This is a genomic window from Acidovorax sp. GW821-FHT10A04 (assembly GCF_059415825.1).
Genome location: NZ_JBWKNZ010000012.1, coordinates 162,958 through 188,952 on the forward strand (window position 1 = coordinate 162,958; position 25,995 = coordinate 188,952).

The window sequence follows — 25,995 nt, forward strand, 5'->3', positions numbered from 1 at the left end:
CGTTCCAGCACCGGGTATTGGGCCATGGAGTGGTTCATACCTGCACCCCCTCCTTCTTGAAGAGGTCGCGGAACACGGGGTAGATATCCCCCTGCTCGGACACCTTGCGCATGGCGAAGTGGGGGAACAGCGGCACCAGCTGGCTGTACTCCTCCCACAGGTTCTGCTCTTCCTGGGCCACCTGCACGTAGGCAAAGTAGCGCGCCAGCGGCAGGATGCGGTCCACCAGCAGGTTGCGGCAGTTGCCGCTGTCGTTGGTGAAGTTGTCGCCATCGCTGGCCTGGGCCACGTAGATGTTCCAGTCCCCTGCGGGGTAGCGCGCGCGGATGATCTGGTCGAGCAGCACCAGCGCGCTGCTGACCACCGTGCCCCCGCTCTCGGTGGAGTGGAAGAACTGCTCCTCGTTGACCTCGGCCGCCTGGGTGTGGTGGCGGATGAAGACGATGTCGATCTTCTCGTAGTGCCGCGTGAGGAACAGGTACAGCAGGATGAAGAAGCGCTTGGCCAGGTCCTTGCGCGCCTGGTCCATGGAGCCCGAGACGTCCATCAGGCAGAACATCACCGCCTGGCTGTTGGGCACGGGCACCTGCACCCGGGCCCGAAAGCGCAGGTCGATGGGGTCCAGGTAGGGGATGCGGCCGGTGCGCGCCTTGAGCTCGTCGATGCGCAGCCGCAGCGCACCTGCCTCGTCGCCGCTGCCGCCGCCGGCGTCCACCAGGGCCTCGAGCTGCAGCTGCAGCGCCGCCAGCTCGCGGTGCGCCGACTGGCCCAGGGCGATGCGCCGGCCCAGCGCCCCGCGCATGGTGCGCAGCACCGCCAGGTTGTTGGGAATGCCGTTCTGGCTGTAGCCGGCGCGGCGCGGCTTGTACTTGGGGGTCTCGCCGATGTGCGTGCGCAGCAGGTTGGGCAGTGCCAGGTCCTCGAAGAAGAGCTGCATGAACTCTTCCTTGGTCAGGGTGAAGGTGAAATCGTCCTCCCCTTCCCCGCTGTCGCTGGCCTGCGAACCGCCCCCGCCGCCCCCGCCGCCCTGGGGCCGCTGGATGCGGTCGCCGCGCACATGCTCGGCGTTGCCCGGGTGCACCCGGTCGTGGATGCCGCCCCGGCCATGGTGGAACGCGGGCTCGCCGATGTCCTTCTTCGGAATGGTGATGTTCTCGGCCTGCTCGATGTTGCGGATGTCGCGCTGCGACACAGCCCGGCGCACGCCCTCTGCGATCTGCTCCTTGAAGCGGCGCACGAAGCGTTCGCGGTTGCCCACCGATTTGTTCTTGCCGGCGAGCCTGCGGTCGATGATTTGCAATGCCATCCCTTGCCCCCCATCATGGGCCAGCGCCCCGGTGGGATGCACTGGCAAAACCTTCAAGCGCTTGTCTGTCTGCGGTGGCGCTAGCTGCTCTTGCGCACGCGCAGGTACCATTCGCACAGCAGCCGCACCTGCTTGGGCGTGTAGCCCTTTTCCACCATGCGGGTGACGAAGTCCTCGTGCTTGCGCGCCTCCTCGGCGCTGCCCTTGGCGTTGAAGCTGATGACCGGCAGCAGCTCTTCGGTGTTGGAGAACATCTTCTTCTCGATCACCAGGCGCAGCTTCTCGTAGCTGGTCCAGCTCGGGTTGTTGCCCTGGTTGTTGGCGCGCGCGCGCAGCACGAAGTTGACGATCTCGTTGCGGAAGTCCTTGGGGTTGGCAATGCCTGCGGGCTTCTCGATCTTCTCGAGCTCGGCGTTGAGCGCGCCGCGGTCGAACACCTCGCCGGTGTCGGTGTCGCGGTACTCGTTGTCCTGGATCCAGTAGTCGGCGTAGGTGACGTAGCGGTCGAAGATGTTCTGGCCGTACTCGCTGTAGCTCTCCAGGTAGGCCGTCTGGATCTCCTTGCCGATGAATTCGGCATAGCGCGGCGAGAGGAACTCCTTGATGTAGCTGGTGTACTTGGTCTCCAGCTCGGCGGCGAACTGCTCGCGCTCGATCTGCTGCTCCAGCACATACATCAGGTGCACCGGGTTGGCGGCGACCTCGGCGCTGTCGAAGTTGAACACCTTGGACAGGATCTTGAACGCAAAGCGCGTGGAGATGCCGGTCATGCCCTCGTCCACGCCGCCGTAGTCGCGGTACTCCTGGTAGCTCTTGGCGCGCGGGTCGGTGTCCTTGAGGCTCTCGCCGTCGTACACCTGCATCTTGCTGAAGATGCTGGAGTTCTCAGGCTCCTTCAGGCGCGTCAGGATGGCGAACTGCGACATCATCTTGAGCGTGCCCGGCGCGCACACGGCATTGCCCAGCGAGGACTCGCGGATCAACTTGTCGTAGATGCGGATCTCCTCGCTCACGCGCAGGCAGTACGGCACCTTGACGATGTAGATGCGGTCCAGGAAGGCTTCGTTGTTCTTGTTGTTGCGAAAGGCCTTCCACTCGCTCTCGTTGCTGTGGGCCAGCACCACGCCATCGAACGGGATGGCACCGAAGCCTTCCGTGCCCTTGTAGTTGCCCTCCTGCGTGGCGGTGAGCAGCGGGTGCAGCACCTTGATGGGCGCCTTGAACATTTCCACGAATTCGAGCAGCCCCTGGTTGGCCAGGCACAGGCCACCGCTGTAGCTGTAGGCGTCGGTGTCGTCCTGGGCAAAGGTTTCGAGCTTGCGGATATCGACCTTGCCCACCAGGCTGGAGATGTCCTGGTTGTTCTCGTCGCCGGGCTCGGTCTTGGCAACGCCCACCTGCTTCAAGATGCTGGGGTAGCGCTTGACCACGCGGAACTGGCGGATGTCGCCACCGAACTCCTCGAGCCGCTTGACCGCCCAGGGCGAGAGCACGCGCTGCAGGTAGCGCCGGGGAACGCCGAACTGCTCTTCGAGCACCGCACCGTCCTCCACCGCGTCGAACAGGCCGAGCGGCGACTCGTTCACGGGCGAGCCCTTGAGCACGTAGAACGGCACCTTCTGCATCAGGTATTTCAGCCGCTCGGCGATCGAGCTCTTGCCACCGCCCACAGGTCCCAGCAGGTAGAGGATCTGCTTGCGCTCCTCCAGCCCCTGCGCGGCATGGCGGAAGAAGCTCACCACCTGCTCGATCGCATCCTCCATGCCGTAGAACTCGGCGAACGCGGGGTAGCGCTTGATCACCTTGTTGGCGAAGATGCGCGACAGGCGCGGGTCGTTGCGCGTGTCCACCATCTCGGGGTCGCCGATGGCGGCCAGCATGCGCTGAGCGGCCGTGGCATAGACCATGGGATCGCGCTTGCATTCCGCGAGGTATTCGTCGATCGACATTTCCTCTTCGCGGCTACGGGCGTAACGCGAGGCGAAACTGCTGATGGCATCCATACGACCTCCTGTGGTGGCCCCCGGCGTGCTCGGTGGTGCCACGGTGTTGCAGTAGTAATCGCTAACGGCTCCGGTCCTTTGTAGCACCACGGCCTGCCTTTGAACAGGGAATTCGTGTAGGTGCGCAACGCTTTTTTCAGGGCCTGCCCATGCAGGGATAGAGCGTGGCACACTGCACAAGTTCACTCGCATCACGCATTCCGTGAACGTGGAACGTCAGGGATTTCCTGGGTATATGCATATGCCGTGGCGGGCAGCACGATGCTGCGCCGTGCCGGTGGGGCGGCCATGGGTGGATACCCTGTGCCGTGGCCGTGCTGTGCAGGGCGCGGCGCCCCGCCCCTTCGCCCTGGCGGGCTCTGGTTCGCTCCGGCTCAACCCTCGGTCTGGTGCGCGCGCATGATCTGGTGGCGCTGCCAGTAGTGGCCCACGGTGGCGTTGAAGTCGTCCTTTTCCTTCTTCAGGCCGGCCAGCTTGATCTTGCTGGTCTTGGCGCCCAGGCCCAGGGCATTTTTCTCGGGGTGGGTCACGACCAGCGCGTTGCCAAAGCTGCTTTCCTTGAATTCCAGCGCCTTCACGGCATCCCAGAACATGGTGGTGCCGTCGGCCGAGGTGCTGATGCCGTCGATGCTCACCGTGACCGTGTCGCTGCCCTTCAAGGCGAACACCACGGGCGGAAAGTACTGCAGCACCAGCGCGCGCTCTTCGTCGGTGGCGGGCTCGTAGCGGTAGGCCAGGCTGCGCTCGTGGTCGGCGGCAAAGGCCTGCTCGTAGGCGCCCCACATGCGCTGCTCGATGGCATCGGCGGTGAGGATCTGCTGCGCCCAGGTGCTGGCGGGCTGGCGCACGACGATGGCGCCGTAGGCGCTCTCGGGCAGGTTCACGCCCACGGCGCGCATGCGCTCGGTCATGGCCGGGTGCGAGTCGAACGGGTGCGGCACGTTGGCCGTCTTCATCTCCGACAGGAAATCGGTGGACGCGGCATAGGGCGGCAGGCCCTGGGCCACGTAGCTCGCAATGCCCAGTGCGGCATCGTGCCGGCGGTTCTGGCCGAACAGCTCGTGCTCGATCTTGGAGCGGTACTGCGCATAGGCCGCGATCTTCACCAGCGACTGCGCGATGGCGTTGGGCGAGATCAGCCGGGCGGCAATGCGGTCGGCCTTGAACTCGCGCTCGCGGCTCTCGCGCGCCAGCGCGACCTCGAAGATCATGCGGTACATGTCCAGCAGCGGCGAGACCACGGCCGAGAGGCCGCCCGTGCGCATGGCATGGCGGTAGTGGTCGTACTGGCTGATCTTGGGGCCGAGCAGGGCGCTGCTCTTCGTGTCGCCGCCGCGCAGGTGGGCCAGTTCGTGGCCCAGGACGGCATCGGCCTCCTGCTGGTCCAGCAGGCGCAGCAGGGGGATGCTCACGAACAGGGTGCGCCCGGTGAGCTGCCGGTTGCCCACGGTGAGCGGCGCCTCGGTCACGAAAAAATTGGCGTCGATGCCGGCCACGATGTGTTTGGGCGGCTCGGTCTTCAAGCGCTCTGCCATGTGGCGGATGCGCTTCCACAGGATGGGCGCATCGGCCTCGGCCACGAGTTCGCCGTCCACGCCGTTGTGCAGCTGCACCCGCGTGAAGATGCTCTTGATCGCCATGAGCACGCCGATGGCCACCGCGATGCCCACGAAGATGATGAGCTTGGGCGAGTATTTCTGGAAGAAGAAGGCGGTGAGCCAGAACGACAGCCACACCGCCAGCGCCCCCTGCACCACCAGCGAGGCCGCGCTGGACCAGGTGGTCAGGTGCCAGCCGGTGACGAAGCTGGTGTACTGCATCTTGCGGTCCACGAAGGCCAGCGCCCCCAGGCCCAGCACCGCCGCCAGCAGCACCACGCCGGCGACCAGGGTCCACAGCGAGGCCTTGCGCACCAGGTTGAACTGCCACAGCTCGCCGTACCGCTCGCACACCGCCTCGCGGTACTCCTGCACCTCGGCCGCGGGGTTGCTGCACACCCGGGACGGCGGGTTGGCACGGTAGAAGTCCTTGCGGGCCTGCTTTTCGGCCGCCGGCATGCCTTTTTCGGCGTCGATGCGCTGGCCGATGCGGGTGATGAACTGCGTGTCCTCGTCGCGCTGCGCGTAGCCGGTGAACAGGTAGGCGGCCAGCGGGATCAGGAACAGCGACAGCAGCGAATAGGCAAAGACCTTGGCCAGGCCCAGGCGCAGGGCGGAGGAGATGTTCATACGGGAGCGGACAGTTGGAATGGTTTTGTGGGATCCGGCGAAGCAAAAAAGGGGGCCAGGCACGCCCGCAGCGCGCCACTTCCCCACCCCTTCGCGCCGGATTATCAATAAACACCTGCTTTCTGCCAGTCGCACAAGGTAACAATTGGATAAGTGGCGGCAAGGCCCGGCTGAAAGGCGAACACCCGCCAAAACCCGCCCGTCGGCTGCCTGCGCGGGCGCCTGCCGGACGGCCCTTGCCGCTGCCTTAAAATGGCCGGTCCACCCTCTCGAAAGCGGAAGGCGGCCCGACCGGGCAGCCTCCACCACCAGCCCCACCCATGAGCTCGCCCCTGCAACAAACCGGCCTCGACAGCCTTTCCAAGTCCTTTGAACCCGCTGCCCTCGAGGCCCACTGGGGGCCCGAATGGGAACGCCGTGGCTACGGTGTAGCGGGCTTTCGGGGCACCGGCACGGCGCAGGCGGGCGAGCCGGCCTTCTCCATCCAGCTGCCGCCACCCAATGTGACGGGCACGCTGCACATGGGCCATGCGTTCAACCAGACGATCATGGACAGCCTCACGCGCTACCACCGCATGCGCGGCTTCAACACGGCCTGGGTGCCCGGCACCGACCACGCCGGCATCGCCACGCAGATCGTGGTGGAGCGCCAGCTGCAGGAGCAGGGCATCAGCCGCCACGACATGGGCCCCACCCCGCCCGAGGCGCGCAAGAACTTCGTCGCCAAGGTCTGGGAGTGGAAGGAAAAGAGCGGCAACACCATCACCACGCAGATGCGCCGCATGGGCGACAGCGTGGACTGGAGCCGCGAGTACTTCACCATGGACGACAAGCTCTCCAAGGTGGTGACCGACACCTTCGTGAAGCTCTACGAGCAGGGCCTGATCTACCGCGGCAAGCGCCTGGTGAACTGGGACCCCAAGCTGCAGTCCGCCGTGTCCGACCTGGAAGTCGAGAACGAGGAGAAGGATGGCTCGCTGTGGCACATCGCCTACCCCCTGGCCGATGGTTCCGGCAGCCTCACCGTGGCCACCACCCGCCCCGAAACCATGCTGGGCGACGTGGCGCTGATGGTGCACCCCGAGGACACGCGCTACACCCACCTGATCGGCAAGAACGTGGTGCTGCCCCTGGTGGGCCGCGAGATCCCGATCATTGCCGACGATTATGTGGACAAGGAGTTCGGCACCGGCGTGGTCAAGGTCACGCCCGCGCACGACCCCAACGACTATGCCGTGGGCCAGCGCCACCAGTTGCCGATGATCGTGGTGCTCACGCTGCAGGCCACCGTCAACGACAACGCCCCTGAAAAGTACCGCGGCCTGGACCGCTTCGTGGCGCGCAAGGCCATCGTGGCCGACCTGGAAGCCTCGGGCGCCCTGGTGGAGACCAAGAAGCACAAGCTCATGGTGCCCATCTGCACCCGCACCGGCCAGGTGGTCGAGCCCATGCTCACGGACCAGTGGTTCGTGGCCATGAGCAAGGTGAGCGAGCAGGACCCCACGGGCAAGAGCATTGCGCAAAAAGCCATCGACGCGGTGGCCACGGGCGAGGTGCAGTTCGTGCCCGAGAACTGGGTGAACACCTACAACCAGTGGATGAACAACATCCAGGACTGGTGCATCAGCCGCCAGCTGTGGTGGGGCCACCAGATCCCAGCCTGGTACGACGAAGACGGCAATGTGATCGTGGCCCGCAACGAGCAAGAGGCTTTAGAAAAGTACATCACAGCCAAAAGAGCGGCGGGCGAGGACACCAAAGCGAACACAGCTCGCCTAACTGGGACGGCCAACCTGCGCCGCGACGAGGACGTGCTGGACACCTGGTACTCGTCCGCCCTGGTGCCCTTCTCCACCATGGGCTGGCCCGAGCAAGGCGACGGCCCCACGGACGACTACAACCTGTACCTGCCCAGCAGCGTGCTGGTGACGGGCTACGACATCATCTTCTTCTGGGTGGCCCGGATGATCATGATGACCACGCACTTCACGGGCCGCGTGCCGTTCAAGCACGTGTACATCCACGGCCTGGTGCGCGACGCGCAGGGCAAAAAGATGAGCAAGTCCGAGGGCAACGTGCTCGACCCGGTGGACCTGATCGACGGCATCGCGCTCGACCCGCTGCTGGACAAGCGCACCACCGGCCTGCGCAAGCCCGAGACCGCACCCACGGTGCGCAAGAACACGCAAAAGGAATTCCCCGAGGGCATTCCCGCCTACGGTGCCGATGCGCTGCGCTTCACCTTCGCGGCGCTGGCCAGCCTGGGCCGCAGCATCAACTTCGACAGCAAGCGCTGCGAGGGCTACCGCAACTTCTGCAACAAGCTCTGGAACGCCAGCCGCTTCGTGCTGATGAACTGCGAGGGCCAGGACTGCGGCCTCAAGGAGCACACCAAGGAAGAGTGCCAGCCCGGCGGCCCCGCCCACGGCTACATGCACTTCAGCCAGGCGGATCGCTGGATTGCGTCGCTGCTGCAGAAGACCGAGGCCGAAGTCGCCAAGGGCTTTGCCGAGTTCCGCCTGGACAACGTGGCCAACACGATCTATGACTTCGTCTGGAACGAGTTCTGCGACTGGTACCTGGAGATCGCCAAGGTGCAGATCCAGACCGGCACCGAGGCCGAGCAGCGCGCCACGCGCCGCACGCTGATCCGCACGCTCGAAGCCATCCTGCGCCTGGCCCACCCGATCATCCCGTTCATCACCGAGGCCCTGTGGCAGACGGTGGCGCCCGTGGCCGGCTTGCCCGGTGATTCGGTGAGCATCGCCCGCTACCCCGAGGCCCAGCCGAGCAAGATCGACGAGGCCGCCATCGCGCACATGCAGCGCGTCAAGGGCCTGGTGGACGCCTGCCGCACGCTGCGTGGCGAGATGAACGTCTCGCCATCGACGCGCCTGCCGCTGTACACCGTGGGCGACACCGACTTCATGCGCGGCGTGGCCCCGGTGCTGCAGTCGCTGGCCAAGCTCAGCGAGGTCAAGGTGTTCGACGACGAGGCCGCCTGGGCCGGCGCCGCACAGGCGGCACCCGTGGCCGTGGTGGGCGAGGCGCGCATGTGCCTGCACATGGAGATCGACGTCGCGGCTGAGAAGGCCCGCATCTCCAAGGAAATCGCGCGCCTGGAGGGCGAATTGGCCAAGGCCAACGCCAAGCTCGGCAACGAGGCCTTCGTGGCCAAGGCCCCGCCCGCGGTGATCGACGAGGCCAAGAAGCGCATCGCCGACTTCACCGCCACGCTGGGCCGATTGCGCGATCAGCTGACACGACTGGGGTAAAAACCCGGCCATACTGAGGGCAGAATGCCCGGCTCCACGCCGGGCCCTGCCCTCTTTCTTTTCCACCATTGTTCTTGCAAGGAGCCCCATGACCGCTGCATCCGCCATCCGCAAAGCCGTTTTCCCCGTTGCCGGCCTGGGGACACGCTTTCTGCCTGCCACCAAGGCATCGCCCAAGGAGATGCTGCCCGTGGTGGACAAGCCGCTGATCCAGTACGCTGTGGAAGAGGCCTATGCCGCCGGCATCCGCCACATGATCTTCGTGACGGGGCGCAGCAAGCGCGCCATCGAGGACCATTTCGACACCGCCTACGAGCTCGAAAGCGAACTCGAAGCCGCCGGCAAGCAGGAGTTGCTGAGCCTGGTGCGCTCGGTGCAGCCCGACGACATGGACTGCGCCTTCGTGCGCCAGCCGCGCTCGCTGGGCCTGGGCCATGCCGTGCTGTGCGCCGAGCCCCTGGTGGGCAAGGAGCCGTTCGCCGTGCTGCTGGCCGACGATTTGATGGTCGGCCCCAAGGGCGGCCAGCCCGTGCTGGCGCAGATGGCCGCGGCCTTCCGCCAGCAGGGCCGCTCGGTCATCGCCGTGCAGGAGGTGCCCGAGGACCAGGTGCACAAGTACGGCATCGTGGCCGGTGAATCCGCCGGGGGCCCGCTGATCCGCATCGACCGCATCGTCGAGAAACCCAAGGCCGATGTGGCGCCCTCGCGCATGGGCGTGGCCGGCCGCTACATCCTCACCCCCGGCGTGTTCGACGAGATCCGCAACCAGCCGCGCGGCGTGGGCGGCGAAATCCAGCTCACCGACGGCATCGCCCGCCTGATGCAGCACGAGGCCGTCTACGCCTTCCAGTACGAAGGCAAGCGCTACGACTGCGGCAGCAAGGAAGGCTTCCTCGAAGCCACGGTGGAACTGGCGCTGGAGCACCCGCAGGTGGGCGCCCACTTCCGTGAATACCTCAAGGGGCTGAGCCTGTAAGGCGGATCCCCGTGCCGCAACCGATGCGGCAGACCCCATGAAAAAAGTCCTCCCGCCGCAAACGCAGCTGGAGGACTTTTTGTGGGGGAGCGAGGTTCTCGCTTCGCTCCCTCCCTACCGTCGCCGTTACCTGCGGCGCAGGACGTGGATGAACTCCTTGGTGTCGTCGGCCCCTTCGGTCCTCTGCTCCACCAGCTCGTTGCCGGTCTGCTTGGCAAAGGCCTGGAAGTCGCGCACCGAGCCCACATCGGTGGCCACCACCTTGAGCAACTGGCCGCTGGCCAGGTCGGCCAGGGCCTTCTTGGCCTTGAGGATGGGCAGGGGGCAGTTCAGGCCGCGCGTGTCGATTTCTTTGTGGATGTCCATGGTCGTCAGTCCTTTGGCGGCAGGTCCAGGCCGCGGCGTCGCTCGGCATTTTCTTCGGCGCTGAAGAACACCGGCTCGTGCCCGCGCGTGCGCAGCCAGTCGGCCAGCGCATAGCCGGTGCCCGCAGGCCAGCATTTCAGGTCCGCCAGGTCGTACATGCGGTAGTCCACCAGTTCGGGGGAGAGCTTCACCTCGCCCTGGGCCACCACATGGTAGGCGATGATGACCTGGTTCATGCGCAGGAACTCGTACGCCCCCACCAGCGTGGTGGCGGTCACGTCGAGATTGGTCTCTTCCTTGACCTCGCGGGCGATGCCTTCCATCGGCGATTCACCCGCTTCCATGAAGCCGGTGATCAGCGCGAACATCTTGGCCGGCCAGGCCGCGTTGCGCGCCAGCAGCACCTGGCCATTGACCTCCACGATGGCGGCCAGCACCGGCGTGGGGTTGTTCCAGTGCGTCCAGCCGCAGGCGGGGCAGCGCAGGCGCTGCTTGTCCCCGCCGTCCTCGGCCACGGTGATCAGTGCCAGCGGCGTGCCGCAGTGGGTGCAGAAACGGGTTTCGTAGTGCATTTTGCTCTTTATTTTATAGCATCAACTATTCATCAAAGTGCCCACACCGTCAAACAGCGCGCGGCCGAAGCCAGCGACCGCCGCGCAAGGGCCGCCCCGCCGCGCTGGCGGTGTCCCCCTTCCCGAATGGCGCAGCCATTCGAGAGAAGGGGGAAGGCGCGAAGCGACTCAGGGGGTAGTCCTGCTGCTTCACGCAGGGAACACACCGGTGGAGAGGTAGCGGTCGCCCCGGTCGCAGACCACGAAGACGATGGTCGCATTGCTCACGCGCTGCGACAGCTGCAGCGCCGCCCAGCAGGCCCCTGCCGCCGAGATGCCGCCGAAGATACCTTCTTCGCGCGCCAGGCGCCGGGCCATGTCCTCGGCATCGTCCTGGCTCACGTTCACGGTTTCGTCCACAGCGCGCGGGTCGAAGATCTTGGGCAGGTATTCCTGCGGCCACTTGCGGATGCCGGGGATGCGCGAGCCATCCTGCGGCTGCGCGCCGATGATCTGGATGCCGGCGTTCTTTTCCTTGAGGAAACGCGACACGCCCGTGATGGTGCCCGTGGTGCCCATGGCGCTCACGAAGTGGGTGATGCGCCCGTCGGTCTGCTCCCACAGTTCGGGGCCCGTGGTCTCGTAGTGGATGCGCGGGTTGTCGGCATTGGCGAACTGGTCGAGCACCTTGCCTTCGCCGCGCTTTTGCATGGCCTCGGCCAGGTCGCGCGCATGCTCCATGCCGCCGCTCTTGGGTGTGAGCACCAGGTCGGCGCCAAAGGCCTTCATGGTCTGGGCGCGCTCGACCGACAGGTCTTCGGGCATCACCAGCACCATGCGGTAGCCCTTGATCGCGGCCGCCATGGCCAGCGCGATGCCGGTATTGCCCGAGGTCGCCTCGATCAGCGTGTCGCCGGGGCGGATGTCGCCGCGCTCTTCGGCACGGCGGATCATGGACAGCGCCGGCCGGTCTTTCACCGAACCTGCGGGGTTGTTGCCTTCGAGCTTGCCCAGGATCACATTGCCGCGCGCGGCGTTGTCTGCGGCCCCAATGCGCTGCAGCGCCACCAGCGGCGTCTTGCCAATCGCGTCTTCAATCGTCGGATATTTCATGCGCCCTACTGTGCCATAATTTGAGTCTTCACGAATTCCCTGCCCGGGTGGTGAAATTGGTAGACGCAGGGGACTCAAAATCCCCCGCCGCAAGGCGTGCCGGTTCGATTCCGGCCCCGGGCACCATGGCTTGCTTGCTATGGTTTTAGGAATGTATTCCGCGCTCAGTTCCGCAAAATGGAAATAGCGAAGCCTCCGGAATGCGCCACCGCCCGCCCCTCTGGTGGCTGTTTTACCTTCATCTTGAGATTTTTTGCAGCGCGGCAAGTCGTGGTGGCAGCCTGTGGCGTCGTCGCGCATCTCGCCGGCCGGCAACTGCGCGCCACAGTGCATTGCCGCCGAAGCCTTTGGCGCCTCCCATCAAGCACTCAGCGCTCACCATTCCACCGACACCACCAACAACGGAAAGAATGACGCTGGCATGGCGCTTGGTCGCGCCCGCCGCCGCACCGCCCGCCAGCCCGCCACGCGCCACGTTCTGAGCGCTGGCGCCGGTCAGCCATGTGAGGGCATTGCCGCCCTTCACCGCCACGCCCAGGCCCACGAAGCTGCCCACGGCCTGCGCGCCCGACAGGATCGGGTTCTGCGCCAAACAGCGGCCCACGGCGCCAAGTTCGTCGCCCACGCCCTCGGCGCTGGCCACCTCATGGCGAAACTGCTGCTTGGCGGCCTTGGTGGCGTCCGATTGCTTGGCCTCGCCCTCCTGGATGATGTTCTTGTCGATCCAGTTGGAAACCTGGTTGCCGGGCTGGATGAAGTTGGCCGCAGCCGACACGCCGCCGGCTGCCGCATTGGCGACCTCGATCACCGTGTCGTTGGCGAAAGCGGCGAGGTTGCGCTTCTTGGGCGGCGCCCCATAGTTCGGGTCCGCAAAAGGGTTCGCCGACTGGGCGGGAGGCGGCGCCATGTCAGCGCCGTAGCTGGGATCGGAGAAAGCATTTTGGGCCATGCCCCGCAGTCTTCCCCCAGGGCGGAGGGGCGGCAAACCCTACAGGGGCTTGAGGTGCGCCCTGCTAGAGTACAAAGAGGAGGAGTTTTATGAACCCGGCATCCCGAGTATTGACAGTGGTGGAAACCTTTAGCTCTGTGGCTCACACCGACCCCCAAATCAAGGGCTGGAATGCGTGGCTGGAGAGTGGGGGCACTGCGGCAGGCGATGACACCGTCATGCTTGCGCTTCAGGCAGTCCGCAGAGAGATACGAACGCTGGAAGCCAAGCTAAAACAGTTGAACGTTCCAGAAACACTCTATCGAAGAGCGACCGTTGGCATTGCAGACGCATTTCAAACCGCTTATTTGCATCAGCAATGGGGAACGGTTCACGCAAGGGTCACCGCTGCTGAAGTCCGCTCAAGTCTTGGTTGGATGGCTTGGGCTCTGGGTAAGCTCGACGAGAACGACGTTGACCCCGATGTCCTAGCCAGTTTAGTACAGGCAATCTCGGATCAGGAGGCTCTGCTGCAGAGCGCCGAGCTGCCTGCCGCGCTGAGAGCTTTGCTCGAAGGCCAACTGGAAGAACTGCGCATCGCCCTAATGCTCTATCGAGTGAACGGAGTGCAACCCATCGTCGACGCGGTGAACAAGCAGTCTGGTGAAATGAGGAATGTGCCAGAGGAGTTGGTGGCCGAAGTCGCGAAAGCCGGACCTGAGGTGCAGAGCGCTGTAGCCAAGGGGATGGACCTTATTTCGAAAGCTGCGAAGGTAGCGGAAAGTGGCTCGAAGATCGTGAAGTTCGGGAAGGAGATCTACGAGCTCGGCATGAGCGGATACACATTGCTGGGGCAGGCCATCACTTCGGGATCACCCCCCGTTGCGTGATAGTTCCTAAATGCCATTAGATCGGCGGAGTGCCAAACAGATCGCTAACTCTGCCGGCGCGGCTTGCACGCCTGCCTTTTGGTGATCTGCAGTTGCTGATGCTCGAGCATGGCCCTTGCCGCTAAGGTGCACACGAAAGCATCCTTGTCGCCGCTGGTTCGGTAGAGGTCCACCAGGCGCTGCAGGCGGAATCCTTCTGGCCCTTCCAGGGTCTCCGTGATAGCCTGATCGTCAGAAAAGATTCTTGAGAGGGTGTTGTTCATGGCTGTCCTTGTGATGACTTGCCCGCACTGCGGCGCAGAAAATATGACTTTCAACTTGCACGCCAGCCTGCTGCACAAAAAGTCTACGCGGTCCACAGTTGTTGGACTTTGCGGCAGGTGCGACGAGCCGGTTATTGCCAAATTCGAGGCGGGTAACTCTTTTGGTAATGCAGGGGCAATACTCCAAGTTCAAGGAAATCTTTTTGAAGTGCAGAAATACGGGAAGTTGGGCTTGTGGCCTAAGCCTGAAGTCTTGGAAGCTCCGCCAAATGTTCCTGATCGGGTGGCGAAGGCCTACATTGAAGCTGCTAAAGCTCGTCGAGCTGAGCTCTGGAACGCAGCATGCGGCTCCTATCGCCGATGCATGGAACTCGCACTGAAAGAACTCTCTCCTGACATTGAAGCGTGGAAGATCGAGAAGCGGATCGACAAGATGGCGGCGCAGCACCTTATTACCCCCGAGATTCAAGCGTGGGCACACGATCTGCGCTTGGACGGAAATGATGCGGTGCACGGGGACGACGATGCGACCCAGGAGGTCACCGATCAGATGCACAACTTGACGTACTTCCTGCTCACCTACCTCTACACCCTGCCCAAGCAGATCGAGGACGCCCGAGCGCGGCGCGATGGCGGGAACGTGTAGTAGTGGCCTCATGCAGCAGAGGTTGCCCCGTCCCCGTGCTGGTGACAAACACCACTAGGGTGCATCACGGTAGCGGGATAGCATGGTCGTCCTTCAACAGTTGAGAGAGGACGACACCATGGCCCAAGACAACGCCTCCCGCGCTTACGAACTCGCGGATGAGTGGATCAGCATCATCCTCGCCACCAACCCTGAAGCTCTCGTCACAAAACCTAATCCGTCGAGACAGCCCGGAAACGGCAAGCCGGCAGAGTTCGACTTCGACAGTACGCTACACAGCGCTCGTGTTTTGGCTGAATTTCGCCAGCAGCTCGGCAACGCCCTGGCGGCCCAGCATTTCCCTGAAGAGGGCGAACCGTCCTGAGAGGCATCCGCTCCTACGGCGCCGTGTCAGGCGCCTTTGGGTCGGGCTGCTCGTTCGGGTGCTCCGGTGCTGGGCTGGGAGGCAGGTCGCCCGGCGGCCGGGGCAGGTTGTCCGGCACTTGGTGCAGGGGGTGGTCTTTGGGGTCGGTGGCCATGGCTTGCTCCTTGGGAAAAGGAGACATTGGGCGGCCTAGAACGCTTGTCCAGCGTAGGCGTAATCCTTAACTTAGTACGGCTTGCGCTTACCACTCCTACTAAAGTTCGATCATGTCGGCGACCCTGTACCCCATGGCAGTGATTTCAAATACTTGGCCTTTCACACCTTTAGCGGTTACGAAACCGTGGTGCAACAACTGCGTAAGACCTTCCTCCCATACCGCTGCTTCACGACGTGAATTTGTGTTCAACAACTCCGTCCCTTTGGCAATGAACGTCACATGGGTGTTGCTCTGGACGTACAGAATCAAGCCATTCGGGTCCAAGCTCGCTTGCTTCAAAAGCACTCGAGCCTCAGCGGTCAGTGACGGCAGCGTAGTGTCAGAAGACTTGACTGTAGTCTCAGTCGCTGCCGTCACAGACAAAAAAAGCGGATCTTCGTTGGCTTTCAACTGGAGGTGACGATAAAACTTTTCTTTGAAGTCACCATGGCTGTCATAGGCTTGGTAGAGCCCGCGGCTTTGGCAGGATGACTTGAAAGCTTTCAGCTTCGCGTACTGCTCCAAGTCAACGCTGTCAGGCGCGACTGGCTGACTTGAGAAATACAGCATGGTTGGCTTACCCGCGGCGATGTGCTTTTCAATTTCTTCGACAGTTCCACTTTGGTGATCAGCGGTCGGCGTACCCAGACGCGTCCAAAAAATCCCCATCAAAAGATCGCACCTCTCAAGCACTTGTCGATTGATGATCGCCTGTGGCGAACTACCCATCTCGGGCGAGGAATGGGATTCCCAGCCAACAGGTAATAACACGATGCGCCTAGAGCCGCCATGCACTGCGTTCCACTCATGCATCACTTCGCGGGCTATCGCACGCTCAGACGCGACGTCTCCTGGTGAAGCGATCATCACATTGAAAACAGTAGCTTGGTAGCTCATCAGGGCCCCCTCTCTCTCCGCAGGTTTATAGGCGTGAAAAAGCCCGCGCGCGGCGGGCTCTACTTGTCGTCCTTCTTCGAATCCTTCGACGACTCTTTGGGCTGGCCGTTCGGAAACAGGCCCCGGATCACACCCAGGAAAGCGGCCAGCACACTCACGGTCACGCCGGTGGTGACCGCAATGATGACTTGGTCGCTCCACAGGTCCTTGCCTCGAACGCCATTCACGAGGCCCACGGCTGTGATCATTAATCCCCAGCACCAGAGACACCAAAAGGCCAATGTATAGGCCTTATGAGCGAAGACCTCACGAAGCTCACGATTCTGCTTCTGGTCTTCAATTTGCTGTTCTTCAAGAGAATCAACCTTCCTTGGGCCACCTTTGGCGTCGGGAGGAGCGTCTTCTTGCTCAGTTGGTTCGGCCGGAGTAGTCTGCGGGACGCGGGTGGAAGGAAATTTTGAAAGCCAATCAGCTTCCGTTTGAGGGACGCTGCCAGAGCGCGAGACCTCTGGCGGTTCATCAATCCCCTCAGACGAACTCAAAGCGAAGTTTCCTCACGCATCTGCGTGTGCGTGATGACGCTTCCATCAGCGGTACCCTCGTGCAGCCCGACGAACCACGCGGAGCCTTCCTTATGCGTCATCTGCGACAACGTTTGGGCATCGACTCGCGCGTAGCGCTTTACAACCGCATCGATCAGTCCCCACGACGCCGTGTCCTCTAGGGGAATTTTGGGATGGATCACTGCATAGCTTTCGCCATCTTCGTCGTCTACCAGGGTAGTAGCCATCGAGCCGATGGAGCGAAATCCGTAATCCTTGAACTCGTGGTACACGGAAGGCACGACAGGACCAAACTTCCAACGGCAGAAGTTGTCGTCGAGCAGCGGCTCGCCCGCTACCTTCAAATGCCACACCTGAGCGTAGTACATGAGCTTCTGCAGCTTCATGGGCGACAAGTTGAACCCCTTCTCCTTCGCCCGCTGGATGAAGGCATTCGCGACTGCAAACGCAGAATACGCCATGTCAAATCCTCCAGTTGGTAAAAATACTGCATAAAAATACAGTAAACAGCTGGAAATTCTACCAGTCTGGTCCATATTTGGGTACCGGAATGTTTCACACAAGGGGGGCGAGAGAGCACCTGATACATTGTCTGAAAGAGGAGTCAACATGGGAACGTTAGCCCCACACACTGGTTCATCGTCCTGCTGATGATCACGCCTCTGATGGCGCTGCTGGTCGGGCCCGCGTGGCGCATCCGGCAGCGTGCCGGGTTCAACGGCTGGCGCTCATGGTGAACTCAACCCTCGGCCAAGTTATTGGCCCAATGACATCCGCTGTGGAGATCCCCGCGCCGCCGATTCCGGGGGAGATTGCACCCGGTGGTTTAGACCCTTCCACCGCCACGAAGGTCGAATAAGCGGGCTGCAGCATTCCGCCACATTCCCCATCTGGCTCCGCGACCTGAATACGGCCAACCGGGTAGCATGCGCACAGAGAGGGCGAACAGTGAAAACCATCCAACGATCCATCCGCCGCAGTGGGCTGCTGGCGCTGGCCGCACTGCTGTTGGCAGGCTGCGGCGAGCCAGACTATCCCACCCAGCAGGAAGTGGCCGAGCGGTTCAACGCCGAGTACCGGGATTCGAATTGCACCCTGAGCAAGGTCCACCCGCCCAAGCGCCAGCCAGACTCCGTGGGCGCGCGGTTCCACCTCGTTCACATCCGCTTCGAGGCGCGCTGCAAACTGCGCACCGGCAGCGAAGAGTCGCTGGAGCGGCAGCAGGTGTGGGAGCTCGATAGCGAACGGCCCACGCTTGTGCAGGGAGCTTGGCGCTGGTACCCCGCGGGTAAGATCTCGGTGTATTGATACCCACGCCCCCATCAGGGCAGCACACCTGGCCGTCCAGCTTCTGCCCTTTGCACACGTACCAGGGACTGTTACAGTCCGCCCAGAGTCATCGCTGTGGCGACGGTTCCCCACCCTGCGGCGTCAGACAGGGCTGGAGACGTCCCCCTTCCTGACATGAATGCTGCTGTGGCGCCGCGAAGCCGGCAACCGGGAGGTCTTTCAATGTTCGAAACAGGCCGATGGAATGTGACCGACCCGTCCGGGCGACTGGTGGGCGTGGTCGATGGCGACGAGTATGTGCGCGATGGTGAGCACCAGCTCTACCGCATCGACGGCAATGAACTCTATTCCGCCGGACCCGAGGGGCGGCTGTACGGCTTCATCGAGGGCGAGCTGGTGATCGCGCCTGCGACCAGCTCACTGCTGCTGCGTTTCACCAGAGAATAGACAGGCGGACCAGCCCGCCTGCTACGGCTTGTGCTCCATGCTCCGGAGCACGTTCTCCCCCGCCTTCTGCACGTGCGCGGCCGACAGCCGGGCTGCTGCCTCGCCATCGCCGCGCTCGATGGCCGCCACCATTGCATTGAGTTCCTGCAGCGTGTGCGGCAACCGGTCGGGCTGGGCCATGGAGATGCGGCGCAGCACCGTCACGCGGTTGTTGAGCTGGCGCAGCATCTGGCCGGCGACGAGGTTGCCGCAGCCGTCGACGAGGATTTCGTAGAACTGGTTCTTGGCCTGGAGCAGCCGGGCCCGGTCCTGCGCCAGGGCGGGTTTGGCCAGTTCGTTGAGCTTGGCGCGCAGGGCACGCACCTGTTCGGGTGAGGCCTGGAGGGCAAAGGCCTTGGCGGCCAGGCTTTCGAGGTGGGCGCGCACGTCGTAGATGTCACGCACTTCCTTGGGCGAGATCGTGCTCACCTCGGGACCGCGGTGCGGGACGATGGTGATGAGCCCCTCAGCCTGCAGGTGCTGCAAGGATTCGCGCACGCAGGAGCGGCTGACCTCCAGGCTTTCGCACAGCTCGCGCTCCGAGAGCTTCTGGCCGGGCGAGAACTCCCCGTCCAGGATGGCCTGGCGCAGTGCGCTGGTGGCGCGCTCGCGCAGGGAGGTCTCTTCACGGGGCACACGGAGCATGGCGGTCATCGCGGCATCCTAGCGGATCCTCCTGCAAACAGATTGTCGGACAAGCATACGGTGGTTGCCTTCTTGCACGGATCTGCCATATGATTGTCTGACAATCTTATTGTATTTTAATCACGGCGCCCATCTGCGCTGTTTTTTCCAGTCCCTCGCCAGCAATTCAGGAGCTTCTTTCATGACACGAGCCTTAGCACCGCAGAACCCCACCCTGTTCGAACAGGGCCTGTCCACCCGCCGCGAGGTACTGGGCGCCGAGTACGTGGACGCCGCGATCCGGAATGCGACCGACTTCAACATCGACATGCAGGAGATGGTCACCCAGTACTGCTGGGGCGATGTGTGGAACCGGCCGGGGCTGGACCGCAAGACGCGCTCGTTCCTGAACCTGGCCATGCTGACGGCGCTGAACCGGCCGCACGAGCTGAAGCTGCACGTGCGCGGCGCCCTCAACAACGGGGTGACGCGCGACGAGATCAAGGAGGTGTTCCTGCAGACAGCGATCTACTGCGGGGTGCCCGCCGCGATCGACTCCTTCCGCACGGCGGCGGAGGTTTTCAAGGAAATGGACCAGTAACGGGGACGAACCGAGGCATCGCCACAGGATGCGACACCCCGGGCCCATGGGCGCTGCAGCCGGCCCGAGACGCCGGGCTAAGGCTTGCGCGCGCCCGAGGCGATCTCGTCCAGCGCCTGCATGGCCTCTTCGCGGCTGGCCCAGCCATCGTTGGTCACGAGGGTGTTGTGCCCATCGATCACCAGGTTGCTGCAGTAGTACCGGCCCGCCTGCTCGCGCAGCGTGGCCGAGTAGGTGGATCCGTCGTACTCACCGAAAACGTTTTCTTCCTGCGGGTCTTGCATCATGGCCTCCTGTGCCTGCCATTGTGCGACGACCTTCAGCCCCGGTATGTAGGCGCAGTACGCCGTGGCGCAACACCCCAGCCGAAGCCACTGACGCGGCCTGTGCCAGTGCCGCCGCGCAAGGGCCGCCGCCTCTGGCGGAGGCACCGAGGCGCGAAGCGCCTAAGGGGGGCAATCAGTTGTTTTGCCGGCGCACCAGGTGGCGGCCGGTGTCGGTGATGGTCAGCTGGCCGTGTGCATTCTTGGCAATGAAGCCGTGCTCGTACAAGCGCCCGGACACATGCTCCTTCAGCGCCGAGGTGACGCTGATGTTCTCCATCTCCAGGTGCTTCAAGGCGGCGAGTTCGTCCACCGTGGGCTCGAAATGGGGGGCATGGTAGACGGGGCTGTAGTTCGCGTTCAATGTCATGACGGCTCCTTGATGAAATAGTGAAGGTATGAGGTGCCTGCATGGCGCGGGAATGCCTCCCCGACGCCACACACTGGGTGTGACCCGCGCACCGCGCATACGTTCCGTCCATCTTTCCAATCGGCCTGTAGGACCCGGGAGGACGTGGCCCCTGCCCTACTGTGGTTGCTCGTTATTGCCCGCACCGCCAGCGTAGACCTGTCCGCAGGAAGTCGCAAGCGGTGGCAGCCCCAGGGACAGAGTCCTAGGAGTCCTGCGCGCCCGCCGCCTCGCGCAGCCACTGCGCAAACGCCGCCAGTACCGGCGACTGCGCGTGCGCGGGGCGGATGAGGTAGTAGCCGCGCTCGCCCTGCAGCGGCTGGTTGCACGCCACCACCAGTTCGCCGCGCGCCAGCTCCGCCTCGATGAGCAAAGGAGGGATCAGCGCCACGCCCAGGCCGCAGGTGGCGGCCACGGCGAGCATGGAGAACAGCTCGTAGCGCGGGCCATCGAGCGCATGCGGTGCGTCCACGCCCATGGCCTCGAACCACTGGCGCCAGCCATAAGGGCGCGTGCTCTGCTGCAATAGCGGCAGCTCGGTCAGCACCTGGGGGGCCACGGGTTGGTAGGCGCGGCCCAGGCCGCGCTGGGCGGCGGCCTCCAGCAGACGCGGGCTGCACACGGGCACCACGTCCTCGGTCATGAGCAACTGCGCGGTGATGCCGGGCCAGTTGGCCACCTGCTCGGCCGTGCCGGCGTACAACGCGGCATCGAAGGGGGTGTCGGCGAACAAGAAGGGGCGGGTCTGCGTCTCGATGTGGACCACGATGTCGGGGTGCTGCTGGGCCAGTTGCGGCAGGCGCGGTATCAGCCAGCGCGTGGCAAAGGTGGGCACCGCCGCCAGCGACAGCGTGCCGCCCTGGCCCTGGTGGGCCATCACGTCCAGGGTGTCGCGCTCCAGCCCCTGCAGCCAGCGCGCCACCTGGCGGCCGTAGTGCGCGCCAGCGGGCGTGAGCACCACGCCATGGCGCGTGCGCCGGAACAGGGCCACGCCCAGGAACTCTTCCAGCGCCTGGATCTGGCGCGACACGGCGCTTTGCGTGAGCGACAGCTCCTGCGCGGCACGGGTATAGCTCTCGTGCCGGGCGGCGACTTCGAAACAGGCCAGGGCCTGGGTGGAGGGGATGTTACGGCGCATGCTGAAGAGGAACTTTAGAAACCGTGGTGCCAGGGATCCACAGGCGAGTCGCCCAGGTATCCAGTATTCCATACATTCCAAAAACGCATTTCTGGATGAAAAGAACTCGCTTGCTGCCAGGCCGGTGCAGGCCTACCATGGCATCCATTCGCAGCACGGCCCCGCACCGTGCCCTCCTCTTTCACCTGCATCTTCACGGAGACACACACCATGGCCAAAAACGCCGCCTTCCATTGGGACGACCCCTTTCTTCTCGACCAGCAACTGAGCGACGACGAGCGCATGGTGCGCGATGCAGCCGCGGCCTACTGCCAGGACAAGCTGGCCCCGCGCGTGCTCGAGGCCTTCCGCCACGAGAAGATGGACACCACCATCTTCCGCGAGATGGGCGAAGTGGGCCTCCTCGGCCCCACCATCCCCGAGCAGTACGGCGGCCCCGGCCTGAACTACGTGGCCTACGGCCTGATCGCCCGCGAAGTCGAGCGCGTGGACTCGGGCTACCGCTCCATGGCCAGCGTGCAGAGCTCGCTGGTGATGGTGCCCATCTATGAATTCGGCACCGAAGCCCAGCGCCAGAAGTACCTGCCCAAGCTGGCCAGCGGCGAGTGGATCGGCTGCTTCGGCCTGACCGAGCCCGACCACGGCTCGGACCCCGGCAGCATGGCCACGCGCGCCTACAAGGTGGACGGCGGCTACAAGCTCAAGGGCAGCAAGATGTGGATCACCAACAGCCCCGTGGCCGACGTGTTCGTCGTCTGGGCCAAGGAAGTGTCCGAAGGCGGCGCCGTGGGCCCCATCCGCGGCTTCGTGCTGGAAAAGGGCATGAAGGGCCTGTCGGCCCCGGCCATCCACGGCAAGGTGGGCCTGCGCGCCAGCGTGACCGGCGAGATCGTGATGGACGACGTGTTCGTGCCCGAAGAAAACGCCTTCCCCGAAGTGCAGGGCCTGAAGGGCCCCTTCACCTGCCTGAACAGCGCGCGCTACGGCATCGCCTGGGGCGCCCTGGGCGCGGCCGAATTCTGCTGGCACACCTCGCGCCAGTACACGCTGGACCGCAAGCAGTTCGGCCGCCCCCTGGCCGCCAACCAGCTGATCCAGAAGAAGCTGGCCGACATGCAGACCGAGATCGCCATCGGCCTGCAGGCTTGCCTGCGCCTGGGCCGCATGAAGGACGAGGGCACCGCTGCCGTGGAAGCCACCTCCCTGATCAAGCGCAACAGCTGCGGCAAGGCGCTGGACATCGCCCGCCTGGCCCGCGACATGATGGGCGGCAACGGCATCAGCGACGAGTTCGGCGTGGCCCGCCACCTGGTGAACCTGGAAGTGGTGAACACCTACGAAGGCACGCACGATGTGCATGCGCTGATCCTGGGCCGCGCCCAAACCGGCATCGCCGCCTTCAGCAACTAAGACAAGGGCGCGCAAGCGCCCCTTGTCCCACCGCGGCCGCTGCACCCTGTGCGGCGGCCGTCTGTCCTTTCACGATTTGCAGTTCCTGATCGAATCCTATGAGCACACCTCCTGTCGGCGCCCTTGATGGCATCAAAGTCCTGGACCTCTCGCGCGTGCTGGCGGGCCCGTGGTGCACGCAGATCCTGGCAGACCTGGGGGCTGACGTGGTCAAGGTGGAGCGCCCCGGCGCGGGCGACGACACGCGCCACTGGGGCCCTCCCTTCCTCAAGGATGCACAGGGCAATGACACCACGCAGGCCAGCTACTTCACGGCCTGCAACCGCAACAAGCGCTCGGTGACCATCGACATGGCCACGCCCGAGGGGCAGCAGCTGATCCGCGACATGGCGCTGCAAAGCGACATCGTGGTCGAGAACTTCAAGGTGGGAGGCCTCCAGCAATACGGCCTGGACCACGCCAGCCTGCGCGCGCTGAACCCGCGCCTGGTCTACTGCTCGGTCACCGGCTTCGGGCAGGACGGGCCGTACGCCGAGCGTGCAGGCTACGACCTGATGATCCAGGCCATGACCGGCATGATGAGCATCACTGGCCGGGGCGACGCCGAGCCCGGCGGCGGCCCGCTGCGCGTGGGCGTGGCACTGACCGACCTGTTCACCGGTGTCTACGCCAGCACGGCCATCGTCGCCGCGCTCAACGTGCGCCACCGCACCGGCGAAGGCCAGCACATCGACATGTCGCTGCTGGACGTGGGCATGGCCATCCTGGCCAACCAGGCCGCGGGCTTTCTGGCCACGGGCAATGCACCCACGCGCCAGGGCAACAGCCATCCAAGCCTGGCGCCCTACCAGGACTTCCCTACGCAGGACGGCGCCATGCTGCTGGCCATCGGCAACGACGGCCAGTTCGCGCGCTTTTGCGCCGCCGCCGGCCAGCCCCAGTGGGCCAGCGACGAGCGCTTTGCCAGCAACACGCTGCGCGTGAAGCACCGCGCCGAGCTGATCCCGGCCATGGAAGCCCTGACGCGCACGCGCACCACGGCCGACTGGATCGCCCTGCTCGAAGACAAGGCCGTGCCCTGTGGCCCGATCAACACCATTGCCCAGGCCTTCGACGATGCCCAGGTCAAGGCACGCGGCCTGGCCGTGGCCCTGCCGCGCTGGAAGGACGGCGAGGCTGGCGACGGCGTGGCCCACATCACCGGCGTTGCCAGCCCGCTGCGCCTGTCGGCCAACCCGCCCACGCTGCGCAATGCGCCACCGGCGCTGGGGCAGCACACGGACGAGGTGATGGCCGAACTGGGGCTGGATGCGGCGCGCATTGCGCAGCTCCGGGCGGCCGGCGTTCTGTAACCACGGCGCACGCCCGACCCTCCCAGGCCTGGCCTTGCAAGCCAGGCCTTTTGCATTCCGGGGCACAGGCCAGATACCGGCCAGTCCCGCAAAAAAGCCGGACACAAACATTTACAACGCCCATAATGCAGTGGAGTGCCCTGGCATCCCGACTGCCAGGCTGCGGTGATCTGTGGAATCCAAGGAGTCCCGTCATGAAGCTCAGCCTCAAGCTCCCCCTGGCCTTTACCGCGTCGCTGTTGCTGCTGTTTGCAGCCGCCATGTTCGGCATCAGCCGCCTGAACCAGGCCCTCGATACCTACCAGACCGCCGTGGCGCAAAGCTTCCAGCACGAACGCATGGCGTCGGATGTGCTCAATGGCTTCAAGGTGCAGGTGCAGGAATGGAAGAACGTGCTGATCCGCGGCAAGGACCCGGCCCAGCTCACGCGCTACTGGGCTGCCTTTGAAAAGCAGGAAAAGTCGGTCAGCGACCAGGCGCAGAAGCTGCTGGCCGCCCTGCCCCCGGGCGAGGGACGCGAGCATGTGGCGAAGTTCGTGCAGGCCCACGAGCGCATGGGTGCGGCCTACCGCAAGGGTTTCGAGGCCTTCAAGGCCGCCGGGCAGGATGTGGAAACCGGCGACAAGGCCGTGCAGGGCATGGACCGCGAGCCCTCCCAGTTGCTCGACCAGGCGGGCGAGCTGATCGGCAAGGCCAGTACCGGTGTGGCCGACCGCGCGGCCGCTACCGCATCGCAGGCCACCACCATCAGCCTGGCAGTGATGCTGGTGGTGTGCGCTTTGGGCATCGGCGGCGCCATCGTGTTCAGCCGCACCGTGACGCAGCCGCTGGGCAATGCCGTTCTGGTGTCGCAGGCCGTGGCGGGCGGCGACCTCACGGTGGCCACCGAGGTGCGCGGCCGGGACGAGATCGCCCAGTTGCTCAACGCCCTGTATGCCATGCAGGGCAGCCTGTCCAGCGTGGTGAGCAATGTGCGCACCAATGCCGACAGCGTGGCCCTGGCCAGTGCCGAGATCGCCCAGGGCAACAACGACCTGTCGGCCCGCACCGAGCAGCAGGCCAGTGCGCTCGAAGAGACCTCAGCCTCGATGGAAGAACTCAACTCCACCGTGCAGGCCAATGCCGACAACGCCCGCCAGGCCAACCAGCTGGCGCTCAATGCCTCCACCGTGGCCGTGCAGGGCGGTGACGTGGTGTCCGAGGTGGTGAAGACCATGAAGGGCATCAACGACAGCAGCAAGAAGATCTCCGACATCATCAGCGTGATCGACGGCATTGCGTTCCAGACCAACATCCTGGCGCTGAACGCGGCGGTGGAAGCCGCCCGAGCCGGAGAGCAAGGCCGCGGCTTTGCCGTGGTGGCCAGCGAGGTGCGCAGCCTGGCCGGCCGCAGTGCCGAGGCGGCCAAGGAGATCAAGAGCCTGATCCACGCCAGCGTGGAGCGGGTCGAGCTGGGCACGACCCTGGTCGACAAGGCGGGGGCCACCATGACCGAGGTGGTGGCATCGATCCGCCGCGTGACGGACATCGTGGGCGAGATCAGTGCGGCCAGCAATGAGCAGAGCCTGGGCGTGTCGCAGGTGGGCGAGGCCATCACGCAGATGGACCAGGCCACGCAACAGAACGCGGCCCTCGTGGAGGAAAGCGCGGCTGCGGCCGACAGCCTCAAGGTGCAGGCCCAGCAACTGGTGCAGGCCGTGGCGGTGTTTCGCCTGCACCCGGGTGCAGGCCAGGCCCAGGGCAGCGGGGCCCAGATCGCGCCCTCGCAGCGGATCCCCAGGCTGGCAGCAGGCTGAG

The 25,995-nt window shown here is 64.4% G+C and carries 26 protein-coding genes and 1 tRNA gene; 12 read left to right on the forward strand and 15 right to left on the reverse strand.

What is annotated here, in order from left to right; all coding sequences use genetic code 11:
- Positions 1-34 precede the first annotated feature (34 nt).
- The 3 genes from AC07PF_RS23540 to AC07PF_RS23550 all read right to left on the reverse strand — a co-directional run bounded on the left by AC07PF_RS23540 (position 35) and on the right by AC07PF_RS23550 (position 5,537).
- Positions 35-1,306 carry a YeaH/YhbH family protein gene (locus AC07PF_RS23540; RefSeq protein ID WP_494613473.1) on the reverse strand — a complete coding sequence of 424 codons (1,272 nt, stop codon included), beginning with the start codon at positions 1,304-1,306 and terminating at the stop codon, positions 35-37.
- Between the two features lie 80 nt (positions 1,307-1,386).
- Positions 1,387-3,309, reverse strand: a complete 1,923-nt coding sequence (locus AC07PF_RS23545) for a PrkA family serine protein kinase (protein WP_007855471.1) — start codon at positions 3,307-3,309, stop codon at positions 1,387-1,389.
- A gap of 374 nt (positions 3,310-3,683) precedes the next feature.
- Positions 3,684-5,537: a M48 family metallopeptidase gene (locus AC07PF_RS23550; RefSeq protein ID WP_494613474.1), complete on the reverse strand. Its 1,854-nt coding sequence runs from the start codon at positions 5,535-5,537 to the stop codon at positions 3,684-3,686.
- Between the two features lie 320 nt (positions 5,538-5,857).
- Between AC07PF_RS23550 and AC07PF_RS23555 the strand changes: the two genes are divergently transcribed.
- Both AC07PF_RS23555 and galU read left to right on the forward strand, forming a co-directional pair.
- Positions 5,858-8,812: a valine--tRNA ligase gene (locus tag AC07PF_RS23555; RefSeq protein ID WP_494613475.1), complete on the forward strand. Its 2,955-nt coding sequence runs from the start codon at positions 5,858-5,860 to the stop codon at positions 8,810-8,812.
- Between the two features lie 88 nt (positions 8,813-8,900).
- Positions 8,901-9,788, forward strand: coding sequence for a UTP--glucose-1-phosphate uridylyltransferase GalU (gene galU / locus AC07PF_RS23560; protein WP_007855474.1), 888 nt, complete (start codon positions 8,901-8,903; stop codon positions 9,786-9,788).
- A 126-nt stretch (positions 9,789-9,914) separates the two neighbouring features.
- Here the strand turns inward: galU and AC07PF_RS23565 are convergent, their stop codons facing one another.
- The 3 genes from AC07PF_RS23565 to cysM form a co-directional block, all read right to left on the reverse strand.
- Complete coding sequence (locus AC07PF_RS23565) at positions 9,915-10,154, reverse strand: sulfurtransferase TusA family protein (protein WP_007855475.1); 240 nt, start codon at positions 10,152-10,154, stop codon at positions 9,915-9,917.
- 5 nt (positions 10,155-10,159) lie between these two features.
- Positions 10,160-10,726: an NUDIX hydrolase gene (locus AC07PF_RS23570; RefSeq protein ID WP_007855476.1), complete on the reverse strand. Its 567-nt coding sequence runs from the start codon at positions 10,724-10,726 to the stop codon at positions 10,160-10,162.
- Positions 10,727-10,915: 189 nt separating this feature from the next.
- Positions 10,916-11,818: a cysteine synthase CysM gene (gene cysM, locus AC07PF_RS23575; protein ID WP_007855477.1), complete on the reverse strand. Its 903-nt coding sequence runs from the start codon at positions 11,816-11,818 to the stop codon at positions 10,916-10,918.
- Positions 11,819-11,859: 41 nt separating this feature from the next.
- On the opposite strand from cysM, the gene AC07PF_RS23580 reads away from it, so the two are divergent.
- Positions 11,860-11,944: transfer RNA gene (locus tag AC07PF_RS23580), tRNA-Leu, on the forward strand.
- A gap of 112 nt (positions 11,945-12,056) precedes the next feature.
- Here AC07PF_RS23580 and AC07PF_RS23585 read toward each other — a convergent pair.
- Entirely contained in the window at positions 12,057-12,767 is a 711-nt protein-coding gene (locus AC07PF_RS23585) for a hypothetical protein (RefSeq protein WP_494613476.1), read from the reverse strand.
- A gap of 89 nt (positions 12,768-12,856) precedes the next feature.
- Between AC07PF_RS23585 and AC07PF_RS23590 the strand changes: the two genes are divergently transcribed.
- On the forward strand, positions 12,857-13,636 hold the full coding sequence (locus AC07PF_RS23590; protein ID WP_494613477.1) for a hypothetical protein: 780 nt from the start codon (positions 12,857-12,859) through the stop codon (positions 13,634-13,636).
- Between the two features lie 44 nt (positions 13,637-13,680).
- Here the strand turns inward: AC07PF_RS23590 and AC07PF_RS23595 are convergent, their stop codons facing one another.
- Complete coding sequence (locus tag AC07PF_RS23595; protein WP_494613478.1) at positions 13,681-13,899, reverse strand: hypothetical protein; 219 nt, start codon at positions 13,897-13,899, stop codon at positions 13,681-13,683.
- A gap of 43 nt (positions 13,900-13,942) precedes the next feature.
- Between AC07PF_RS23595 and AC07PF_RS23600 the strand changes: the two genes are divergently transcribed.
- On the forward strand, positions 13,943-14,545 hold the full coding sequence (locus AC07PF_RS23600) for a DUF4145 domain-containing protein (RefSeq protein WP_494613479.1): 603 nt from the start codon (positions 13,943-13,945) through the stop codon (positions 14,543-14,545).
- 118 nt (positions 14,546-14,663) lie between these two features.
- A complete protein-coding gene (locus tag AC07PF_RS23605) occupies positions 14,664-14,909 on the forward strand; it encodes a hypothetical protein (protein ID WP_494613480.1) in 246 nt (81 codons plus the stop codon).
- A gap of 253 nt (positions 14,910-15,162) precedes the next feature.
- Here the strand turns inward: AC07PF_RS23605 and AC07PF_RS23610 are convergent, their stop codons facing one another.
- The 3 genes from AC07PF_RS23610 to AC07PF_RS23620 are packed head-to-tail and all read right to left on the reverse strand — an operon-like array spanning position 15,163 to position 17,026.
- Positions 15,163-16,002 (reverse strand): DUF4062 domain-containing protein, encoded by an 840-nt coding sequence (locus AC07PF_RS23610; RefSeq protein ID WP_494613481.1) that lies wholly within the window; start codon positions 16,000-16,002, stop codon positions 15,163-15,165.
- Positions 16,003-16,061: 59 nt separating this feature from the next.
- Positions 16,062-16,544, reverse strand: a complete 483-nt coding sequence (locus tag AC07PF_RS23615; RefSeq protein ID WP_494613482.1) for a hypothetical protein — start codon at positions 16,542-16,544, stop codon at positions 16,062-16,064.
- Positions 16,541-17,026 (reverse strand): Panacea domain-containing protein, encoded by a 486-nt coding sequence (locus tag AC07PF_RS23620; protein WP_494613483.1) that lies wholly within the window; start codon positions 17,024-17,026, stop codon positions 16,541-16,543. Before AC07PF_RS23620 ends, AC07PF_RS23615 begins: the two co-directional genes overlap by 4 nt.
- A gap of 487 nt (positions 17,027-17,513) precedes the next feature.
- On the opposite strand from AC07PF_RS23620, the gene AC07PF_RS23625 reads away from it, so the two are divergent.
- The gene (locus AC07PF_RS23625) at positions 17,514-17,873 is read left to right on the forward strand and encodes a hypothetical protein (RefSeq protein WP_494613484.1); all 360 of its coding nucleotides are present in this window, start codon (positions 17,514-17,516) and stop codon (positions 17,871-17,873) included.
- 204 nt (positions 17,874-18,077) lie between these two features.
- A complete protein-coding gene (locus AC07PF_RS23630) occupies positions 18,078-18,302 on the forward strand; it encodes a hypothetical protein (protein ID WP_007855501.1) in 225 nt (74 codons plus the stop codon).
- A 21-nt stretch (positions 18,303-18,323) separates the two neighbouring features.
- On the opposite strand, the gene AC07PF_RS23635 is transcribed toward AC07PF_RS23630, so the two are convergent.
- Positions 18,324-18,995 carry a GntR family transcriptional regulator gene (locus tag AC07PF_RS23635; protein WP_494613485.1) on the reverse strand — a complete coding sequence of 224 codons (672 nt, stop codon included), beginning with the start codon at positions 18,993-18,995 and terminating at the stop codon, positions 18,324-18,326.
- A gap of 172 nt (positions 18,996-19,167) precedes the next feature.
- Between AC07PF_RS23635 and pcaC the strand changes: the two genes are divergently transcribed.
- Entirely contained in the window at positions 19,168-19,566 is a 399-nt protein-coding gene (gene pcaC / locus AC07PF_RS23640; protein WP_494613486.1) for a 4-carboxymuconolactone decarboxylase, read from the forward strand.
- A gap of 77 nt (positions 19,567-19,643) precedes the next feature.
- On the opposite strand, the gene AC07PF_RS23645 is transcribed toward pcaC, so the two are convergent.
- The 3 genes from AC07PF_RS23645 to AC07PF_RS23655 form a co-directional block, all read right to left on the reverse strand.
- On the reverse strand, positions 19,644-19,853 hold the full coding sequence (locus AC07PF_RS23645) for a hypothetical protein (protein ID WP_494613487.1): 210 nt from the start codon (positions 19,851-19,853) through the stop codon (positions 19,644-19,646).
- 172 nt (positions 19,854-20,025) lie between these two features.
- A complete protein-coding gene (locus AC07PF_RS23650) occupies positions 20,026-20,259 on the reverse strand; it encodes a hypothetical protein (protein ID WP_007855510.1) in 234 nt (77 codons plus the stop codon).
- A gap of 244 nt (positions 20,260-20,503) precedes the next feature.
- Positions 20,504-21,436, reverse strand: a complete 933-nt coding sequence (locus AC07PF_RS23655) for a LysR family transcriptional regulator (protein ID WP_494613488.1) — start codon at positions 21,434-21,436, stop codon at positions 20,504-20,506.
- 210 nt (positions 21,437-21,646) lie between these two features.
- Here AC07PF_RS23655 and AC07PF_RS23660 point away from each other — a divergent pair, with 210 nt between their 5' ends.
- From AC07PF_RS23660 to AC07PF_RS23670, 3 genes are all read left to right on the forward strand, one after another.
- Entirely contained in the window at positions 21,647-22,846 is a 1,200-nt protein-coding gene (locus tag AC07PF_RS23660) for an acyl-CoA dehydrogenase (RefSeq protein WP_007855513.1), read from the forward strand.
- A gap of 98 nt (positions 22,847-22,944) precedes the next feature.
- Complete coding sequence (locus AC07PF_RS23665; protein ID WP_494613489.1) at positions 22,945-24,198, forward strand: CaiB/BaiF CoA transferase family protein; 1,254 nt, start codon at positions 22,945-22,947, stop codon at positions 24,196-24,198.
- A gap of 194 nt (positions 24,199-24,392) precedes the next feature.
- Positions 24,393-25,994, forward strand: coding sequence for a methyl-accepting chemotaxis protein (locus AC07PF_RS23670; RefSeq protein ID WP_494613490.1), 1,602 nt, complete (start codon positions 24,393-24,395; stop codon positions 25,992-25,994).
- Position 25,995 lies beyond the last annotated feature (1 nt).

Coding starts and splice junctions, on each gene's coding strand:
- AC07PF_RS23540 (WP_494613473.1), bottom strand. CDS start 1,306: ATGGCATTGCAAATCATCGACCGCAGGCTCGCCGGCAAGAACAAATCG.
- AC07PF_RS23545 (WP_007855471.1), bottom strand. CDS start 3,309: ATGGATGCCATCAGCAGTTTCGCCTCGCGTTACGCCCGTAGCCGCGAA.
- AC07PF_RS23550 (WP_494613474.1), bottom strand. CDS start 5,537: ATGAACATCTCCTCCGCCCTGCGCCTGGGCCTGGCCAAGGTCTTTGCC.
- AC07PF_RS23555 (WP_494613475.1), top strand. CDS start 5,858: ATGAGCTCGCCCCTGCAACAAACCGGCCTCGACAGCCTTTCCAAGTCC.
- galU (WP_007855474.1), top strand. CDS start 8,901: ATGACCGCTGCATCCGCCATCCGCAAAGCCGTTTTCCCCGTTGCCGGC.
- AC07PF_RS23565 (WP_007855475.1), bottom strand. CDS start 10,154: ATGGACATCCACAAAGAAATCGACACGCGCGGCCTGAACTGCCCCCTG.
- AC07PF_RS23570 (WP_007855476.1), bottom strand. CDS start 10,726: ATGCACTACGAAACCCGTTTCTGCACCCACTGCGGCACGCCGCTGGCA.
- cysM (WP_007855477.1), bottom strand. CDS start 11,818: ATGAAATATCCGACGATTGAAGACGCGATTGGCAAGACGCCGCTGGTG.
- AC07PF_RS23585 (WP_494613476.1), bottom strand. CDS start 12,767: ATGGCCCAAAATGCTTTCTCCGATCCCAGCTACGGCGCTGACATGGCG.
- AC07PF_RS23590 (WP_494613477.1), top strand. CDS start 12,857: ATGAACCCGGCATCCCGAGTATTGACAGTGGTGGAAACCTTTAGCTCT.
- AC07PF_RS23595 (WP_494613478.1), bottom strand. CDS start 13,899: ATGAACAACACCCTCTCAAGAATCTTTTCTGACGATCAGGCTATCACG.
- AC07PF_RS23600 (WP_494613479.1), top strand. CDS start 13,943: ATGACTTTCAACTTGCACGCCAGCCTGCTGCACAAAAAGTCTACGCGG.
- AC07PF_RS23605 (WP_494613480.1), top strand. CDS start 14,664: ATGGCCCAAGACAACGCCTCCCGCGCTTACGAACTCGCGGATGAGTGG.
- AC07PF_RS23610 (WP_494613481.1), bottom strand. CDS start 16,002: ATGAGCTACCAAGCTACTGTTTTCAATGTGATGATCGCTTCACCAGGA.
- AC07PF_RS23620 (WP_494613483.1), bottom strand. CDS start 17,026: ATGGCGTATTCTGCGTTTGCAGTCGCGAATGCCTTCATCCAGCGGGCG.
- AC07PF_RS23630 (WP_007855501.1), top strand. CDS start 18,078: ATGTTCGAAACAGGCCGATGGAATGTGACCGACCCGTCCGGGCGACTG.
- AC07PF_RS23635 (WP_494613485.1), bottom strand. CDS start 18,995: ATGACCGCCATGCTCCGTGTGCCCCGTGAAGAGACCTCCCTGCGCGAG.
- pcaC (WP_494613486.1), top strand. CDS start 19,168: ATGACACGAGCCTTAGCACCGCAGAACCCCACCCTGTTCGAACAGGGC.
- AC07PF_RS23645 (WP_494613487.1), bottom strand. CDS start 19,853: ATGATGCAAGACCCGCAGGAAGAAAACGTTTTCGGTGAGTACGACGGA.
- AC07PF_RS23650 (WP_007855510.1), bottom strand. CDS start 20,259: ATGACATTGAACGCGAACTACAGCCCCGTCTACCATGCCCCCCATTTC.
- AC07PF_RS23655 (WP_494613488.1), bottom strand. CDS start 21,436: ATGCGCCGTAACATCCCCTCCACCCAGGCCCTGGCCTGTTTCGAAGTC.
- AC07PF_RS23660 (WP_007855513.1), top strand. CDS start 21,647: ATGGCCAAAAACGCCGCCTTCCATTGGGACGACCCCTTTCTTCTCGAC.
- AC07PF_RS23665 (WP_494613489.1), top strand. CDS start 22,945: ATGAGCACACCTCCTGTCGGCGCCCTTGATGGCATCAAAGTCCTGGAC.
- AC07PF_RS23670 (WP_494613490.1), top strand. CDS start 24,393: ATGAAGCTCAGCCTCAAGCTCCCCCTGGCCTTTACCGCGTCGCTGTTG.